The sequence below is a fragment of the Streptomyces sp. AA4 genome, from assembly GCF_000158875.1.
Taxonomy (GTDB): Bacteria; Actinomycetota; Actinomycetes; order Mycobacteriales; family Pseudonocardiaceae; genus Amycolatopsis.
In genome coordinates, this window is record NZ_GG657746.1 from 1,970,394 (window position 1) to 1,985,376 (window position 14,983).

Genomic DNA, 14,983 nt, shown 5'->3' on the forward strand with positions numbered 1-14,983 from the left:
GCATGGAGACTCTTTCCCTGGCGGACTTCACCAGCTTCGTCCGAGCCAACCCGCTGGGCGTCGTCGCCACCACTGCTCCGAACGGCCACCCCGAAGCGGCTCTGGTCAGCTTCGCGGTCACCCCGGACGGATCGCTGCTGTTCAACGCCCACCACACCACCCGCAAGGTCGCCAACCTCCGCGCCAATCCCCGCGCCGCGGCGGTAATCGGTTGCACTGGCACGATTTCAGTCCAGGTGGAAGGCGAGGCAGTCCTCGAATCCAGCACCGATGCCGCGCAGATTTACCTGGAGCAGTTCCCCGGTTCCCGCGCTCTCGACGAGGCTTTCGCCCTCCTCCGCCTGACCCCGGATTGGCTGCGCTCCTACGACGCCAGCGTCGAACCGGCGCGGGTCAGCGAAGGCGTCCCGGCCTGGCAGTGAGCCGTCGCACCAGCGCAGGCAACGCGACCGCGACCCGCCGCCCCTTGCCGACGACCGCGCGCCGGTTCAGCACGGCGTAATCCATCGCCTCGATCTCGTCCAGGATCCCCTCGTACAACGTGATCGCCGTCCGGACGCACGGCCGAGACTCCGGGCGCAGCAAGGAAATTCCTGCCTCCGCCCGTCGATACACCGCCCGCGTCCGCGAAACCGCCACCGCCAGCGCCGCCCGCACCCGGGGATCCGGCCGGTTGCTCCGTCGCGCCTCCAGCAACACCGCCCGGTCGACCCCGAACGCCGCCAACTCCTCGGTCGGCAAATACAACCGCCCGCGATCCAGATCCTCGCCGACGTCCCGCAGGAAATTGGTCAGCTGAAACGCTTCCCCCAACGCGGCCGCACTCGGCGCGGCTTCCTCCCGCGGCACGACGGTCCCGAACACCGGCAACATCTGCAGCCCGATCACGCAAGCCGAACCGTAGATGTACTCGGCGAGATCGGCGTAAGTCGCGTACTCCGCGACCGTCAGATCCATCCGCATGGAATGCAGGAACGCGTCCACCAGATCCCGGCGGATGTCGTAGCGGCGCACGGTGTCCGCGAGGGCCGCCAGCACCGGATCGACCGGCGCCCGGCCGTCGTAGACCTCGTCGACGAGCCCGGCGACCTTGTCCAGCGCGACCGCCGGATCGGTGCCGGGCTCCGGGTTGTCGACCAGCTCGTCGGCCATCCGCGCGAAGCCGTACAGCGCGTGCGCGGCCGGCCGGGCCCGCGCCGGAAGCAGCCGGGTGGCCAGGAAAAACGTGCGGCCGTGGTGGGCGTTGATGCGCCGGCACCGCGTGTAGGCGGCGCGCAGCGCGGGCTCGGCGATGCCGGCCGCGTCCAGCTCGCTCACCGTCCGGTGATCCTTTCCGCGGCGAGCCGCCCGGAGATCAGCACCGGCGGGATGCCGACGCCCGGCGTCGTCCCGCATCCGGCGAGCACCACGTTTTCCGCTGCCCGCACCAGGTTCGCGGGCCGGAACGGGCCGGTCTGCGGGAAGGTGTGCGCGAGCGAGAACGGCGTCCCGGCGGCCAACCCGCGGGCCGCCCAGTCCGCCGGAGTCAGCTGTTCGTCCACAATGTACTCTTCGCGGAACCCGGTGAGACCGCGCGCTTCCAGCGTGCGCAACAGTTCTTCGCGATAAGCCGGTCCGACGCGCGCCCAGTCGATCGGGCCGGTGTTCAGGTTCGGGGCGGGAGCGAGCACGGAGACGATCTCGCCGCCGTCACCGGCGAGCGTCGGCTCTGTCGCGGTCGGGCGCGTGACCAGCAGCGAAGGATCGCTCATCAGCTTGCCCTCGCGGACGATCTCGGCGAAGGTGCGTTCCCACGCCTGGCCGAAGAAGATCGTGTGGTGGTCCAGTTCCGGCCACGACCGGTCCGCGTGCCCGTGCAGCACGAAGGCCGACGGCGAGTACTTCAACGGCAGCACCCGCCGCGGACGCGCACCGATCAGCCGGTAAGCCGCCGAAAGCTCTGTCGCGAGCACCACGGCGTCACACTCAATACGCTCGCCCGAGCGCGTGCGTACAGCGCGTACGCGGGAAGACACTCGCTCAAGCCACGCAGCTTCCGTGCCGAACCGCAGTTCGGCACCAGCGCGCGTCGCAGCGTCGGACATCGCGCGGGCGATCGCGCCCATGCCGCCGCGCGGGTAGTACACGCCGCCGACGGTGTCCATGTACGCGATGACGCCGTACGCACCGAGCGCACGCATGGGGTCGAGACCTGCGTACAGCGCTTGAAAGGAGAAGAGCCGCCGTACGCGCTCGTCGCGCAAGAAGCTGGCGACGCGCGGCCCTAACCGGCCGAAGCCGCCCAACGCGGCGAGCTTCACCAGTTCCGGCCGGACCAGATCCAGCGGCGAATCGAAGTTCGCGCCGATGAAGTGGTCCTTCTGCGCCGCGTACAGGTCGGTGAGCCACCGGCGCAGCCGCCGGTAACCGTCCGCCTCGGCCGGACCGGCGAACGACCGGATCTCGGCCTCCATCGCCTCGCCGTCGGTGTGCACGGCGAGCGTGCTGCCGTCGGCGAACCGAGCCCGGTACGCCGGATCGAGCCTGGTCAGCGGCACCGTGTCGGCCAGCGAGGCGCCGACCGCGTGCAGGGCTTCGTCGACCAGTTCCGGCATGGTCAGCACGCTGGCCCCGGTGTCGACCGCGTTCGCGCCGAAATCCTGCTGCCCGGCTCGTCCGCCGGGCATCTTCTGCTGTTCCAGCAGTGTCACCCGGCGTCCCGCGCCGAGCAGGTGCAGCGTCGCCGACAGCCCGGCCAGCCCCGCGCCGACGACCACCACGTGGTCGGCGGGCCCGTGCACCGTCCGCATCAGAACTTCCGCTGGGTAGCCAGCCGGATCAGCCCGGCGAGCGCCGACGGGGCGGGCTCGGCCAGGTGCGCGCGGTCGAGCGCGGCGTTCGCGGAGGCAGTCAGCTCGTCGATCTGGCGTTCCACCGCGGCGACCGCGCCGACTGAGGTCAGCGCCTCCCGCACCCGGTCCACCGTGGCGCCGGCCAGGTCGGCGGCCCCGATCGCGTCGGCGATCACCTTCGCCGCGGCGTGGTCGCCCCGCTCGGCGGCCAGCTGCAGGCCGAGCGCCACGAGCAGGGTGCGCTTGCCCTCGCGCAGGTCGTCGCCGGCGGGCTTGCCGGTCACCGACGGGTCGCCGAACACGCCGAGCAGGTCGTCGCGCAGCTGGAACGCCACGCCGACGTCGCCGCCGAACTCCAGCAGGGTGGCGATCAGCTGCTCGTCCGCCCCGGCGAGCGAGGCGCCGAGGTGCAGCGGCCGCTGGACGGTGTACGCGGCGGTCTTGAGCCGGTCGATCCGCAGCGCGGCCTCGGGCGAAGCGTCGCCGACGGCCTGCGTGCGGACGTCGAGGTACTGCCCGGCGAGCACCTCGGTGCGCATCGCGCGCCAGGCCGGCCGGGCCGCCGCGATCGTCTCCGCGGGCAGCGGGGCCTCGGCGAACATGTCGTCGGCCCAGGCCAGCGCCAGGTCGCCCACCAGCACCGCGCTGGCCAGCCCGAACACCGACGGCGAACCGAGCCAGCCGCGTCCGGCGTGCAGTTTCTCGGCGGCCACGTGCACGGTCGGCCTGCCGCGGCGCGAATCGGAGGAGTCGATGAGGTCGTCGTGGATCAGCGCGCACGCCTGGATCAGCTCCAGGCTCGCGACCGCCTGCAGCGCGCCCTCGGCGAGCGGACCGGAAGCCGCGCCGCCCGCGCCGCGCCAGCCCCACCAGGCGAACGTCGGCCGGATCCGCTTGCCGCCGCCCAGCACGAACCCGGACAGCGCCTCGATCCCGGCCGCGACGCTCGGCTCGGTGCGCAGGATCTCGCTCCCCGCCCGGCCGAGGAAATCGGCCAGCGCACGCTCCACGTGCGCGGGCAGGTCGGCGTCGAATCCGGGCGCGTCCATGCCTTCATCCTCCGGGACGCGGGCGGCGCGGGTCACGCCGGGCGCCCCCGGATGTGGCGCACCAGACGCGTTCAGCCGCTCCGGAACGCGTCAGGGCTCGTGCTCGCCGCGAAGTACGCCGCCGCTTCGGCCGGTCCGCGCGGGCGGTAGCCGGGTTCGAGACAGCCCTCGTACCAGTCCTTCGCGAGGTGCCACAACGCGTCGAGGCCGAGCAGTTCGCCCGGACTGTCCACACAGGACTCGGAGCAGTACAGCCGCTGCTTCCCGCGGTCGCGCGCCAGCTGGTCGGGCGGGGCCGGGAAGTACGCGACCTGCGCGCCGGCGGGCGGCCGGTCCCGTCGCACGACCAGCGCGGACGGCTCGCCGCAGCCGGGACAGCGCGTCGCCACCAGCACCTCGGGCTCGCCGGAGACGAGGTGCGGGATGGCGAACGAATCCCAGGCGCATCCGCCCCACCACATGGTGTGCTCGCCCATCACCGCGAACCCGAGCGGGACCGCCGCGAACGGCGCGGCCAAGGCGACGTGCTCGCATTCGTCGAGCCACAGCCATCTCGGGTCGGCCATCCGGTGCAGCGCCTGTTTCGCCACCGCGAGCGACCCGTGCGCGGCGTCGGCCAGCTCGGGCGCGGTGGGCGGACGGCCGCGGGCGGCGAACGCGCGGTAGACGGCCACGCGCACGTCTTCGTCCCAGGCCAGATCGTCTGCACTGCTCATGGGCTCGCCTCCCCGGGAGGGTTCGCCACTGACGGTACGCGCGTGGCCAAGCCCACCCGGCAACTCTGCCGCGCCTCGAGGCGAGCCACTACCATTTCCCTCCATGACGTCGGTGATCGAAAGGCTGCGAGGGGACGGGCCCGCGTTCTCCGTCGAGTTCTTCCCTCCCCGCGACGAGGCCGACGAGGCCGTCCTGTGGAAGGCGATCCGCGAGCTGGAACCGCTGGACCCGGCCTACATGTCGATCACCTACGGCGCGGGCGGTTCGAGCCGCGACGGCACGATCCGCAGCATTGCCCGCGTCGCCACCGAAACCACGCTCTGCCCGATGGCCCACCTGACGGCGGTCGACCATTCGGTGTCCGAACTGCGGAACGTGATCGGCTGGTACGCGGCGGTCGGCGTCCGCAACATCCTCGCGCTGCGCGGCGACCCGCCCGGCGACGTCTACGGCGACTGGGTGCCGCACCCCGAGGGCCTCACCTACGCCGCGGAACTGGTCGCGCTGGTCCGCTCGCTCGGCGACTTCTGCGTCGGCGTCTCGGCGTTCCCGTACGGCCACCCGCGTTCGGCGGACCTGGAATCGGACACGAAACACCTGGTCCGCAAGTTCCGCGCGGGAGCCGATTTCGCGATCGCGCAGCTGTTTTTCGAGGCCGAGGACTTCCTGCGGCTGCGCGACCGGGTCGCCGCCGCGGGCTGCGACGCGCTCGTGCTGCCCGGCATCATGCCGCTGACCACCCTGCGCACGCTGCACACCACGATCAAGCTGTCCGGGGCCCCGGCGTCGCAGCGGCTGCTCGACCGGCTCGAACCGTTCTCCGACGACCCCAAGGCGTTCCGCGCGGCCGGTCTCGACTGGGTCACCGAACTGTGCGAGAAACTGATCGCCGAAGGCGTGCCCGACCTGCACTTCTACACCTTCAACCGGTCCAAGGCGACGCGCGAGGTGGTCACCCGGCTCGGACTGGTGCCCGCCCGCACTTACTGATCCGACCAAAAGCAGGCCGACCCCCACTCGGCAAGTAACCGTTGCTGCGAGGCCATTAGGCCGTGACTGTGGTCGGATTAGCAACGATCGGCACAATACTCCGTGGGCTCGGGGGCACTGCGGCCGGTAGCGTGCCGGACATGGCTTCCACCGAACAGAGCGTTCCGGAGATCTGCGACCGGTACGTCGACGATTACGTGGCCGTGGACCCGGTCGCGGCCACCATGCTCGGCGTCGCGGGCTACGACGACCAGCTGACCGACTATTCGCCCGCGGGCCACGACGCCCGCGCGGACCTGGCGCGGCGCGCGCTGGCCGCGGTGACCGCCGCGGAACCGGCGAACGCGGGGGAGCGGGTCGCGAAGGCCGTGTTCACCGAGCGGATCGGCCTCGAACTGGAGATCCACGACGCGGGTCTCGACGCGGCTTCGCTCAACGTGATCGAGAGCCCGGTGCAGGGCCTGCGCATGGTTTTCGACCTGATGCCGACCGACACCCCGGACGACTGGGCGAACGTCGCGGCCCGGCTGCCGAAGGTGCCCGAGGCGCTCGCCGGCGTCCGCGCGTCGCTGCTGGCCGCGGCCGACAAGGGGCAGGTTTCCGCGCTGCGGCAGGTCTCGAAGGTCGCCGAGCAGTGCGAGACGTGGGCCGGGCTCAAGGACGGCCCCGGTTTCTTCGCCAGCCTGGTCGCCGACGCGGGCGTCGACTCGCTGAAGTCCGACCTGGCCGCCGGTGCGCGGGCCGCGGACGAGGCGTTCGCGGAATTCGCCGGATTCCTGCGCGCCGAACTCGCCCCGAAGGCCCCGGTGAAGGACGCCGTCGGCGAGGAGGTGTACCGGCTGTGGTCGCGCTACTTCATCGGCGCGGAGCTGGACCTGCGCGAGGCGTACGAGTGGGGCTGGCACGAATTCTCGCGCCTCGAAACGGAAATGCGCGCGGTCGCGAACCGGATCAAGCCCGGCTCGACGCCCGCGGAGGCCGCCGCGGTGCTCGACGCCGACCCGCGTTACCGCGTCCAGGGCCGCCCGCAGTTCGAGGCGTGGATGCAGCAGCTGTCCGACGACGCGCTGAAGTCGTTGCGCGGCAAGCACTTCGACATCCCGGACCGGCTGATGGCGCTGGAGTGCAAGATCGCCCCGCCGGGCGGCGGAGTCGGCGCGTACTACACCGGACCGAGCGAGGACTTCAGCCGTCCCGGCCGGATGTGGTGGTCGCTTCCCGCCGACCGCAACGAATTCACGACCTGGCGCGAGGTTTCGACGGTCTACCACGAGGGCGTCCCTGGCCACCACCTGCAGATCGCGACGGCGGTCAACCAGGCCGAGACCCTCACGAAGTACCAGCGGCTGATGACGTTCATCTCGGCGCACGGCGAAGGCTGGGCGCTGTACGCGGAACGCCTCATGGAGGAACTGGGCTACCTCTCCGACGACGGCAACCTGCTCGGCATGCTGTCCGAGCAGCTGTTCCGCGCCGCCCGCGTCGTGGTCGACCTCGGCATGCACCTGGAACTGGAAATCCCGGCGGGCACCGGATTCCACGAGGGGGAGCGCTGGACGCCGGACCTCGGCCTGGAGTTCATGCTGACCCGCACGATCACCGACCAGGCGCACATCCGCGACGAGATCGACCGCTACCTCGGCTGGCCCGGCCAGGCCCCCGCGTACAAGCTGGGCGAACGCCTCTGGCTGGCGGCCCGCGACGAGGCCCGCGCGCGGCAGGGTTCGGCGTTCGACATCAAGCAGTTCCACACGAAGGCCCTGCAGATGGGCGGCATGGGACTGGACACCCTGCGCGAGCAGCTGGCGCAACTGGACTGAGACTGCTTTCCCGGGCCGGTGTTTCTCTGCGCGCACCGGCCCGGCAGTCTTGCCCCTTATGGTGATCGCTCAGCCCATCGCGACGGCCCGGCTCGACCTGCTGCCGCTGTCCGTCTCGCATGCCGAGGAGATGGCCGTCGTCCTCGCGGATCCGGCCCTGCACACGTACATCGGCGGCGCTCCGGACTCGTTGGCGTCTCTTCGTTCGCGGTACCAGCGGATGACCGCGGGCTCGCCCGATCCGGCAGTCTCCTGGCTGAACTGGGTGATCCGGCTGCGCGATTCCGGTCTGGTCGGCACAGTTCAGGCGACGGTGCGCGACGCGGTCGCCGAAATCGCCTGGGTGGTGGGGACTCCGTGGCAAGGCCGCGGCATCGCCACCGAAGCCGCCCGCGGACTGGTCGACTGGCTCGACCAGCAACCGGTCGACGCGATCATCGCCCACATCCATCCGGAGCACCGGGCTTCCGCCGGGGTGGCCGCCGCCGTCGGGCTGGTCGCCACCGACGAGCAGCAGGACGGCGAGATCCGCTGGTGCCGCACGCGACAAACCCGTTGATCGTCTCCGCGTCCTCTGGTTAAGCTCCCGCCCGTGCACCGGATCTTCCTCGTCACCCCACCCCCGCGCGCCTGAGCGGGGTAGTTTTCGCCGCGTGCGCCCGGAACCGGGCCCGCGGCTATCGGGTGCTGCCGTGAACCGGCCAACGCACGCTGCCCCGCGTCGTCGATCTCCGATTCCTTCGACGCAGGAGCCCACTTCTCGATGTCTGTCCTCGCACCTTCGCGCGCCCGCTCGACGGCCGCCCTGGTCATCGCCGGCGTGCTCTGGGGAACCGGCGGCCTGTCCGGCTCGCTTCTCGCCCAGCAAGCCGGCCTGCACCCGCTGGCCGTCGCCACCTACCGCCTGCTCATCGGCGGCGCCGCGAGCGCGGCCTACGTCGCTCTCACCGGCGGATTCAGCCTCCCCGCCAAGCAAACCTGGCGCCGTCTCCTCCTGATCGGCTCCCTCTTCGCCCTCTTCCAAGCGAGCTACTTCGCCGCCGTCGCGCTCAGTTCGGTCAGCGTCGCGACTATGACCACGATCGGTGCGGCACCCGTTGTGCTCACGGTGTTTTCCGCAGTGCGGCAGCGACGCGCACCCCAGCTGTGGACCCTGGTTTCCGTCGGTGGCGCCGTCGCGGGGCTGGTGCTGTTGCGCTGGTCACCGGAGACCGCGACGTCACCCGCCCGACTGGCTGGCGGCCTCGGCTTCGCCCTGCTCGCGGCGACCGGATTCGCCGTGCTCACGCTCGTCACGGCGGAGCCCGTCATGGGCTTGGAACCCTTGGCTACCACCGCCTTCGGCTGCCTGACCGGCGGTTTGCTCCTGACACCCGCCGCGCTGTGGCTAGGCATGGGCCTGCCCGCTCGCGCCGATGTGCTGCTGCTGGCGGTGTACTTCGGCGTCGTCCCGACAGCCGTCGCATACGCCGCGTACTTCCGCGGTCTCGGCGGCGCCCACCCGGTGCTGGGCGCGTTGTCCGCGCTGCTGGAACCGCTTACCGGAACGGCGCTTTCGGTGGTTTTCCTGCATGAACGGCTGAGCGCGTTCGGGTGGGCAGGCGCGGTGCTGCTGGTCGCGGCGCTCGCGGTCGGTTACTGGCGGCCCGAGCCGAGATGACGAGGACAGCAGCTGCGACGGGCGGGCCGTGTTCGCGGAGGCGGCTCCCCGTCGCGGGGTCCTAATCCTGACCTGGCTGCGCTTCGAGCGGCAACGACCGCCCCAGAATCGCGAACGGCCGCGGATCGCCGGTGAACTGGTAGTCGCGCAGGACGTCGACGAACCCCATGCGCCGGTACAGCTTCCACGCCCGGCTCGTCCCCTCCGGCGTGGAGAGCAGGACGTTCGCGCTGGGAACGCCGTCGAGCAGCCGGCGCAGCAGGTCCTCGCCGATCTGCTTGCCCTGGTTCTCCGGGCGCACGTGGATCTCGGTGAGCTCGAAGTAGTCCGCCAGCCAGCGCTCGGCTTCCTCGGTCCCGGAGCGGCGGGTGAGACCGTGCCGGACCTGCTCGTGCCACCACTGCCCGGCGCGGCCCTTGTAGCCGTACGCGATGCCGAGCAGGACGCCGTTGTCGTCGAGGGCGGCCATGCAGCGCCAGCCCTCGCGCAACGCGTGGGTCAGCCACATCGGCGCGCGCTGCTCGGCCGTGCCCTCGGGGTAGCGCATCGCGTTCACGTAGATCGCCAGCGCTTCCGGCAGCCGGGCCCGGAACTCGTCGGCGGAGAGCTGCACGTAGCGGGAGCACCCGGAGGAGGACATGGCGGTCACAGTCGACCATCCTCCCCTTCGCCCGCGAGATCGCCCGGGGTGCCCCCGGTGAGCGTGACGAGCGCGTCAAAGGTCGTCGGGAATACCGATTTCGGATGCCCCGCCGCGGCCCACACCTCGGGATATTCGCGCAACGCCGTGTCCACGAGCGTCACGAGTTTCTCCGGATGCCCGACCGGAGCGACGCCCCCGATCGGCTGCCCGGTGTGCTCCCGGACGAACGCCGCGTCCGCTTTGCCGACCTCCGCGACTCCCGCGAGTTCCGCCAGCCGGGACTCCTTCGCCCGATGCGCCCCCGAGGTGAGGGCGAGCAGCGCGACCTCCGTCCCGTCCGTCGTGCGGGCCCGGAAAACGAGACTGTTCGCGATAGCGCCGACCGGTACGCCGAGCGCCTCCGCGGCCTGCGCGGCAGTGCGCACTTCGGCGGGCAGCACCCGCACTCCGGCAGCGGCGGCGTGCTGCCCGGCCTCGCCCAGCGCGGCGGTGACCTTGGCGACAGCGGGATGGTCGTGGGTGCTCACCCGGTTATGAGACCACGCCGGTGCTGCCGTGTCCCGCACCACGTGCCCGGATTCCACCGGCGGGGTTGAGCGGACCCGCCGGCGCGGCTACTCTGGAAACAGATCGAACAGACGTTCGATACCGGTGGGAGCGCACCGGCCGGTCCCGGGGTGGGGGAAGCACCTCGGGCCCCCGGCCGGGCCCACCCGAGCAGGAGGAGGGTCGCCATGTCGGTCTCGGTCGGGTCCCCCGCGGACCGTGCCGCCGAGGCACGCCCAGCCCGTCCAGGCACGGCGGGCGAACAGCTGACGTTCGGCGCGCCGATCCAGCGGTCGGCCGGTGCTCCGGCCGTGTCTGGGCTCGCTCCTCAGGAGAGGACTGCGCAACCGTCGGCTCCGGGGGCTGGCTCCGCTGCTTCGGTTCGGTCGTCTGTTCCGACTGGTTCTGCTCAGCCCGGCTTGGATCTGTGGCCCGTCTCGGTGGACAGCTCAGCGTCCGCCGTTTCGGCAGCCCGGCCCGCTGCTGCCAAAACCGGTCCTGCCTCGTCACCCGAACAGGGCAGCAACTCTGCAGCGTCCGCCACTTCGGCGGCTGGCTCTGCTCAGTCTGCTGCTGCCGAGTCTGGCCTCGGTTCGCCGTCCGAGCCAGAAGGCGGGTCGGCTTCGGCAGCCAACTCCGCCCGATCCGCGGCTCCGGCAACCAACCCCGCGCTGCCCTTCGCCTCACAGAACACCCCCGCCGCAGCGCCCCGCCCCACGCCCGAGCCCGAACGCACCCCGGCCCCCCGGCCGACCGTGCACCACGTCCCCGAAAACACCCTGCCCAGCGCCCAACCCCCGAGGCAGGTCGTCCACCGCACCCGAGCGGCGGTCCGGCCCTCCGCCGAACCGTCCGCCCGCCGCTCCGGCGTCCAAGGCCAGCCGCAACTCCCGCTGTCCCTGCGTCCGCCGGCCCCTCCCGAGGCGGTCACCCTCCTCGCCCAGGCCAACCGCGGACTCGACCACGCGGAGAACGAACGAGACCCAGCCGAACGCTTCATCGGCGCCTACCTCGCCGCCCTGCGCGGGGCGGGCGCGGTGCTCGCCGTCCGGGGCCGTCCGCGCCGGGGGCGGGGCCGTCCGGCCAGCGGCTGGGTGCTGCTCGACGCCGTCGCCCCCGAATTGCGCGAGTGGTCGGCGTTCTTCGCCGACCACTCGGAAACCCGGGCCGCCGCCGAGGCCGGCATCAGCGGCCGCGTCACCGCCGAACTGGCCGCGGGCCTGCTGCAGGCCACCGCCCAGTTCCTCGAACTCGTCCGCCGGGTCGTGCACGGCCTGCCGATGTCCGGGGAAGCCCATGTCGCGTGAACTCGGCACGGTCGACCACGTCCGGCTGCTCGAGGCATTCTCCGTGGAGGCGCGGCTGCTGGGGGAGGTGGCGCACTCGGCGTCGCCCGATTCGCCGGTGCCCACCGCCCCCGGCTGGACGCTGAACGAGCTGCTCAAACACGTCGGTTCCGTGTACTGGCAGGCGCTGGGCTGGATCCGCGAAGGCCACCGCCCCGAGCTGTGGCGCGAACCGCTGCCCGGCCAGCCGGTGGCCGATTTCTGCTCGGCCGCCCGCCTCGAACTCGAAGCCGAACTCGCCGCCCACGACCCGGCCACCCGCGCCGCCACCTGGTGGGCAGCCGATCCGACGCACGGTTTCTGGCGCCGGCGCATGCTCCACGAAACCCTCGTGCACCGGGTGGACGCCGAAAACGCGGCCGGAATCGGCGATTCGACCGTGCCCGACGACCTGGCCGCCGACGGCGTCGACGAGGCCCTCACCCTCTACTTCGGACACAAGCTCACCACGATGGGCATCTCGGGAACCCGAAACGGCACAGTCGGTTTCCACACCGGCGGCCACAGCTGGATCGCGCGAGCGGGCCCCGGCGAGACAGAGGCCTGGCGCTGCTCTCCCCGGGAAGCCGACGCCGCGGACGCGATCGTCTCCGGCCCGCCCGCGAACGTCTACCTCTGGCTGTGGGGAAGAGTCCCGGTGACCATGGTCCACACCGACGGAGACCACGAGCTGTCCGCCCAAGCCTGGGCCTTGCTGCGACTGGGCCACCCGATAGCGTCCGAGAACCGAAAGCGGGGAAGCTTCCCGGTTCGACGCTGTCCACCGACCACCGTGGCGATCCGGCTGTGCCGGCAAGCGCGATACCCCCGCGCTTGCCGGCACGGTTCTTTCCCCGTCCCGCTGCGCCGCCGTCCGCCGTTTTTGTCGGCCCTGCCCGCTACCGTGGCGACATGGCAACACGTCTGGCCAATCTGGTCGCCGCCGCCGAAGAACCAGCACGCCTGGCCCGCTTCTGGTCCGACCTCCTAGGCTGGCGCCTCACCGCGGAATCCCCAGCCGAAGCCACCGTCCAACCGTCCCCCGACGACGGCTGCGACCTCACCCTGGTCTTCACCGCGACCTCCCGCCCGAAGACCGGCAAAAACCGTCTCCACCTGGACCTCTCCAGCACTTCCGGCGAAAACCAGCGCGAAACGGTCTCCCGAGCCGTTTCCTTAGGCGCGCGCCCCATCGACATCGGCCAGCGAAACGTCCCGTGGATCGTTCTGGCCGACCCCGAAGACAACGAGTTCTGCGTACTTGAACCCCGCGAGGAATACGCCGATTCCGGTGCCATCGCGGCAATCGTCGTCGACGCACAGGACCCCGCGCGCCTGGCCCGCTTCTGGTCCCCGCTCGCCGCGTGGCCGATCACCGCCGACGAACCCGCCATCACCACCCTGCGCAACCCCGCCGGCCGCGGCCCCACCCTCGAATTCCTGCGCGGGCACACCCCAAAACACGGCAAAAACCGTCTCCCCCTGGACCTCCGCGGCGACCACCCGGACGAAACCGGCCGCTTCCAAGCCGCCGGCGCCCGCTTGACCGGTCCCGCTCGGCCCCACGCCCTTCAACTCGAATTCACCGACCCGGAAGACAACGAATTCCGTCTCCTCAGCCCAGGATGACCCTCGCGACTGTTTCCCGCAGATCACACATTTCCGACCGCACTCTGACACACCCGAAACATCACAAGACACCTGCGGTTACGTGCGTCGGGAACGGTAAGTCCCATGGACATGACCTCGACGCCCCGCAGCCCCTTCGCCAACGCCCGCGCCGATGAGCCAGCGCACCTCCCGCACGCTCGCCCCGCGCAAAACCCCCAGCACCCCAACGAAAGCCGCCCCCAAGTCCACGCCTGGCGAGTACGCGTACGTTCCGACGACCACCCCGGCACCCTGGCCCGCTTCGCCATCCGCCTCGCCGACCTTGAATGCAGCATCCTCGGCCTGACCAGGCACCCAGCCCCCGGCGGCGTCCTGGACGAATTCGTGCTGCGCCCAGCCGCTGGTTTGCCCCCGCACCTCCTGATAGACGCCCTCCGCGACGAAGGCGGCGATTGCCTGGGGATGACCGAAACCACCATCCCCGACCTCCTCGCCCCGGCCGTCCCCGCACTCACCGCCGAGGAGCCCATCGCCGAAGCCGTCGCACGAGAACTCCTCGCCCCGATCACGGCCCCACCAGACCCCACCGCCACCGATCCCCGAAGACTCCCTGCCCCGGCAGCGACCGCAGGCCCCTCTTCACAGCCACTCGACGCCCCGTCCGCCGCTGGCGAAGAAACAACCGCTGAACCTGCTGCTGAGCAACGCGGCCTTGCGTTCCTCGACAAGGACGAGACGTGCCCCGAGTCTCCCGCGCGCGAACTGCATTCGGCAGCCATTGGCCTGGAGGCTGCGTCTGGAGCCGATGCCGGGCAACACCGTGCCCCCGCGCCCCCTGTCACGGGGGAATTGTGCGTCGGCGCCGACCTTCGGAAGTCGCCTGCCGCTACGGAGTACCTGCTCACTGCTGACCACAGCGTCGCTTCTGGCACCGAGGAACGCAATGTTCTGGGCACCACCGCGCTCCCCGCGCCAGGGACGTCGCACGGAGCGGCCGATCCTCAGGAATTACGCGCCCCCGCAGCAACTGTCAGCGCCTCGGCGCGCGAGACGGTCGCTGAAGCCACGGTTCGCGGGCTTCGCGCCCCCGCAGCAACTGTCAGTGCCTCGGCGTGCGAGACGGTCGCTGAAGCCACGGTTCGCGGGCTTCGCGCACCCGCAGCAACTGTCAGCGCCTCGACGCGCGAGACGGTCGCTGAAGCCACCGTTCGCGGGCTTCGCGATCCTGCCGCGACAGCGCTCGTCGCCGCTCGGCGGGCGATCGCCGATCCGGGTTGCCGTGCTCCGATGCTGCGGACGGTCCTGTCCGCAGACCTCGTGACGCTCGTCCCGATCTGCGAGGCCAACCCGGGGCGCACAGAGGGCGGGCACCGCGCGGTTTTCCCCTTCGGAGACGGGCAGGCGTTCGTCGCCCGGCGGCGGTGGGTGGCGTTCGCGGAACCCGAGCTGGCCCAGGCCTCGGCATTCCTGGAACTGCTCGCCGCAGCGGAGCAGAACCTGGCCGGTCCGGTACTGCTCGACCGCCCAGACGGAGCGGCGGTCGTTCTGCGCGTCGGCACTCCACGGGACACCGACGCGATCGGCGCGGTGCATCTTCGCTGTTCGGCTAAGACGTTGTTCAACCGCTACCACACTGGCCTGCGCTCGGTTCCGCGCAAATGGCTGCACCGCTTGCTCATGCCGCCGCGCGGAACCAGCTTGCTCGCGGTGTGCGGCCACGACGTGATCGGGTTCGGACAGCTGATTTCTCAGCTCGACGGCACCGCCGAGGTGTCGCTTCTCGTCGAGGAT

At 71.3% G+C, this 14,983-nt stretch carries 15 protein-coding genes; 9 read left to right on the forward strand and 6 right to left on the reverse strand.

Annotation, left to right across the window (positions count from 1 at the left end):
- Window positions 1-2: 2 nt before the first annotated feature.
- Entirely contained in the window at window positions 3-422 is a 420-nt protein-coding gene (locus tag SSMG_RS09280) for a pyridoxamine 5'-phosphate oxidase family protein (protein WP_009075019.1), read from the forward strand.
- Here the strand turns inward: SSMG_RS09280 and SSMG_RS09285 are convergent.
- From SSMG_RS09285 to merB, 4 genes are all read right to left on the reverse strand, one after another.
- Window positions 394-1,317, reverse strand: a complete 924-nt coding sequence (locus tag SSMG_RS09285) for a phytoene/squalene synthase family protein (protein WP_037713072.1) — start codon at window positions 1,315-1,317, stop codon at window positions 394-396. The two genes, SSMG_RS09280 and SSMG_RS09285, sit on opposite strands and share 29 nt — an antisense overlap.
- On the reverse strand, window positions 1,314-2,789 hold the full coding sequence (crtI, locus tag SSMG_RS09290; RefSeq protein ID WP_009075024.1) for a phytoene desaturase family protein: 1,476 nt from the start codon (window positions 2,787-2,789) through the stop codon (window positions 1,314-1,316). Before crtI ends, SSMG_RS09285 begins: the two co-directional genes overlap by 4 nt.
- Window positions 2,789-3,880 carry a polyprenyl synthetase family protein gene (locus tag SSMG_RS09295; RefSeq protein ID WP_037713075.1) on the reverse strand — a complete coding sequence of 364 codons (1,092 nt, stop codon included), beginning with the start codon at window positions 3,878-3,880 and terminating at the stop codon, window positions 2,789-2,791. Before SSMG_RS09295 ends, crtI begins: the two co-directional genes overlap by 1 nt.
- Window positions 3,881-3,951: 71 nt before the next feature.
- On the reverse strand, window positions 3,952-4,596 hold the full coding sequence (merB, locus tag SSMG_RS09300) for an organomercurial lyase (RefSeq protein ID WP_037713076.1): 645 nt from the start codon (window positions 4,594-4,596) through the stop codon (window positions 3,952-3,954).
- Window positions 4,597-4,699: 103 nt separating this feature from the next.
- Between merB and SSMG_RS09305 the strand changes: the two genes are divergently transcribed.
- The 4 genes from SSMG_RS09305 (at window position 4,700) to SSMG_RS09320 (ending at window position 9,067) form a co-directional block, all read left to right on the forward strand.
- Window positions 4,700-5,587: a methylenetetrahydrofolate reductase gene (locus SSMG_RS09305; protein WP_009075028.1), complete on the forward strand. Its 888-nt coding sequence runs from the start codon at window positions 4,700-4,702 to the stop codon at window positions 5,585-5,587.
- A gap of 140 nt (window positions 5,588-5,727) precedes the next feature.
- Complete coding sequence (locus SSMG_RS09310) at window positions 5,728-7,407, forward strand: DUF885 domain-containing protein (protein ID WP_009075033.1); 1,680 nt, start codon at window positions 5,728-5,730, stop codon at window positions 7,405-7,407.
- A gap of 58 nt (window positions 7,408-7,465) precedes the next feature.
- Window positions 7,466-7,966 (forward strand): GNAT family N-acetyltransferase, encoded by a 501-nt coding sequence (locus tag SSMG_RS09315; protein WP_037713079.1) that lies wholly within the window; start codon window positions 7,466-7,468, stop codon window positions 7,964-7,966.
- 204 nt (window positions 7,967-8,170) lie between these two features.
- On the forward strand, window positions 8,171-9,067 hold the full coding sequence (locus tag SSMG_RS09320; RefSeq protein ID WP_009075037.1) for a DMT family transporter: 897 nt from the start codon (window positions 8,171-8,173) through the stop codon (window positions 9,065-9,067).
- 61 nt (window positions 9,068-9,128) lie between these two features.
- On the opposite strand, the gene SSMG_RS09325 is transcribed toward SSMG_RS09320, so the two are convergent.
- Entirely contained in the window at window positions 9,129-9,707 is a 579-nt protein-coding gene (locus SSMG_RS09325; protein WP_286156944.1) for a GNAT family N-acetyltransferase, read from the reverse strand.
- Window positions 9,708-9,712: 5 nt separating this feature from the next.
- Window positions 9,713-10,237, reverse strand: coding sequence for a YbaK/EbsC family protein (locus tag SSMG_RS09330; RefSeq protein WP_037713081.1), 525 nt, complete (start codon window positions 10,235-10,237; stop codon window positions 9,713-9,715).
- Between the two features lie 774 nt (window positions 10,238-11,011).
- Between SSMG_RS09330 and SSMG_RS46755 the strand changes: the two genes are divergently transcribed.
- The 4 genes from SSMG_RS46755 to SSMG_RS45290 all read left to right on the forward strand — a co-directional run.
- Window positions 11,012-11,563: an SAV_6107 family HEPN domain-containing protein gene (locus SSMG_RS46755; RefSeq protein ID WP_009075042.1), complete on the forward strand. Its 552-nt coding sequence runs from the start codon at window positions 11,012-11,014 to the stop codon at window positions 11,561-11,563.
- Window positions 11,553-12,572 carry a maleylpyruvate isomerase family mycothiol-dependent enzyme gene (locus SSMG_RS09340; protein WP_009075044.1) on the forward strand — a complete coding sequence of 340 codons (1,020 nt, stop codon included), beginning with the start codon at window positions 11,553-11,555 and terminating at the stop codon, window positions 12,570-12,572. The genes SSMG_RS46755 and SSMG_RS09340 overlap by 11 nt, the downstream gene beginning before the upstream one ends.
- Window positions 12,494-13,210 (forward strand): VOC family protein, encoded by a 717-nt coding sequence (locus tag SSMG_RS45285; RefSeq protein WP_009075046.1) that lies wholly within the window; start codon window positions 12,494-12,496, stop codon window positions 13,208-13,210. Before SSMG_RS09340 ends, SSMG_RS45285 begins: the two co-directional genes overlap by 79 nt.
- 105 nt (window positions 13,211-13,315) lie before the next feature.
- A partial coding sequence (locus SSMG_RS45290; protein WP_199785852.1) for a hypothetical protein occupies window positions 13,316-14,983 on the forward strand: 1,668 nt, incomplete at its 3' end.

Coding starts and splice junctions, on each gene's coding strand:
- SSMG_RS09280 (WP_009075019.1), top strand. CDS start 3: ATGGAGACTCTTTCCCTGGCGGACTTCACCAGCTTCGTCCGAGCCAAC.
- crtI (WP_009075024.1), bottom strand. CDS start 2,789: ATGCGGACGGTGCACGGGCCCGCCGACCACGTGGTGGTCGTCGGCGCG.
- SSMG_RS09295 (WP_037713075.1), bottom strand. CDS start 3,880: ATGGACGCGCCCGGATTCGACGCCGACCTGCCCGCGCACGTGGAGCGT.
- merB (WP_037713076.1), bottom strand. CDS start 4,596: ATGAGCAGTGCAGACGATCTGGCCTGGGACGAAGACGTGCGCGTGGCC.
- SSMG_RS09305 (WP_009075028.1), top strand. CDS start 4,700: ATGACGTCGGTGATCGAAAGGCTGCGAGGGGACGGGCCCGCGTTCTCC.
- SSMG_RS09310 (WP_009075033.1), top strand. CDS start 5,728: ATGGCTTCCACCGAACAGAGCGTTCCGGAGATCTGCGACCGGTACGTC.
- SSMG_RS09315 (WP_037713079.1), top strand. CDS start 7,466: ATGGTGATCGCTCAGCCCATCGCGACGGCCCGGCTCGACCTGCTGCCG.
- SSMG_RS09320 (WP_009075037.1), top strand. CDS start 8,171: ATGTCTGTCCTCGCACCTTCGCGCGCCCGCTCGACGGCCGCCCTGGTC.
- SSMG_RS09325 (WP_286156944.1), bottom strand. CDS start 9,707: ATGTCCTCCTCCGGGTGCTCCCGCTACGTGCAGCTCTCCGCCGACGAG.
- SSMG_RS09340 (WP_009075044.1), top strand. CDS start 11,553: ATGTCGCGTGAACTCGGCACGGTCGACCACGTCCGGCTGCTCGAGGCA.
- SSMG_RS45285 (WP_009075046.1), top strand. CDS start 12,494: ATGGCAACACGTCTGGCCAATCTGGTCGCCGCCGCCGAAGAACCAGCA.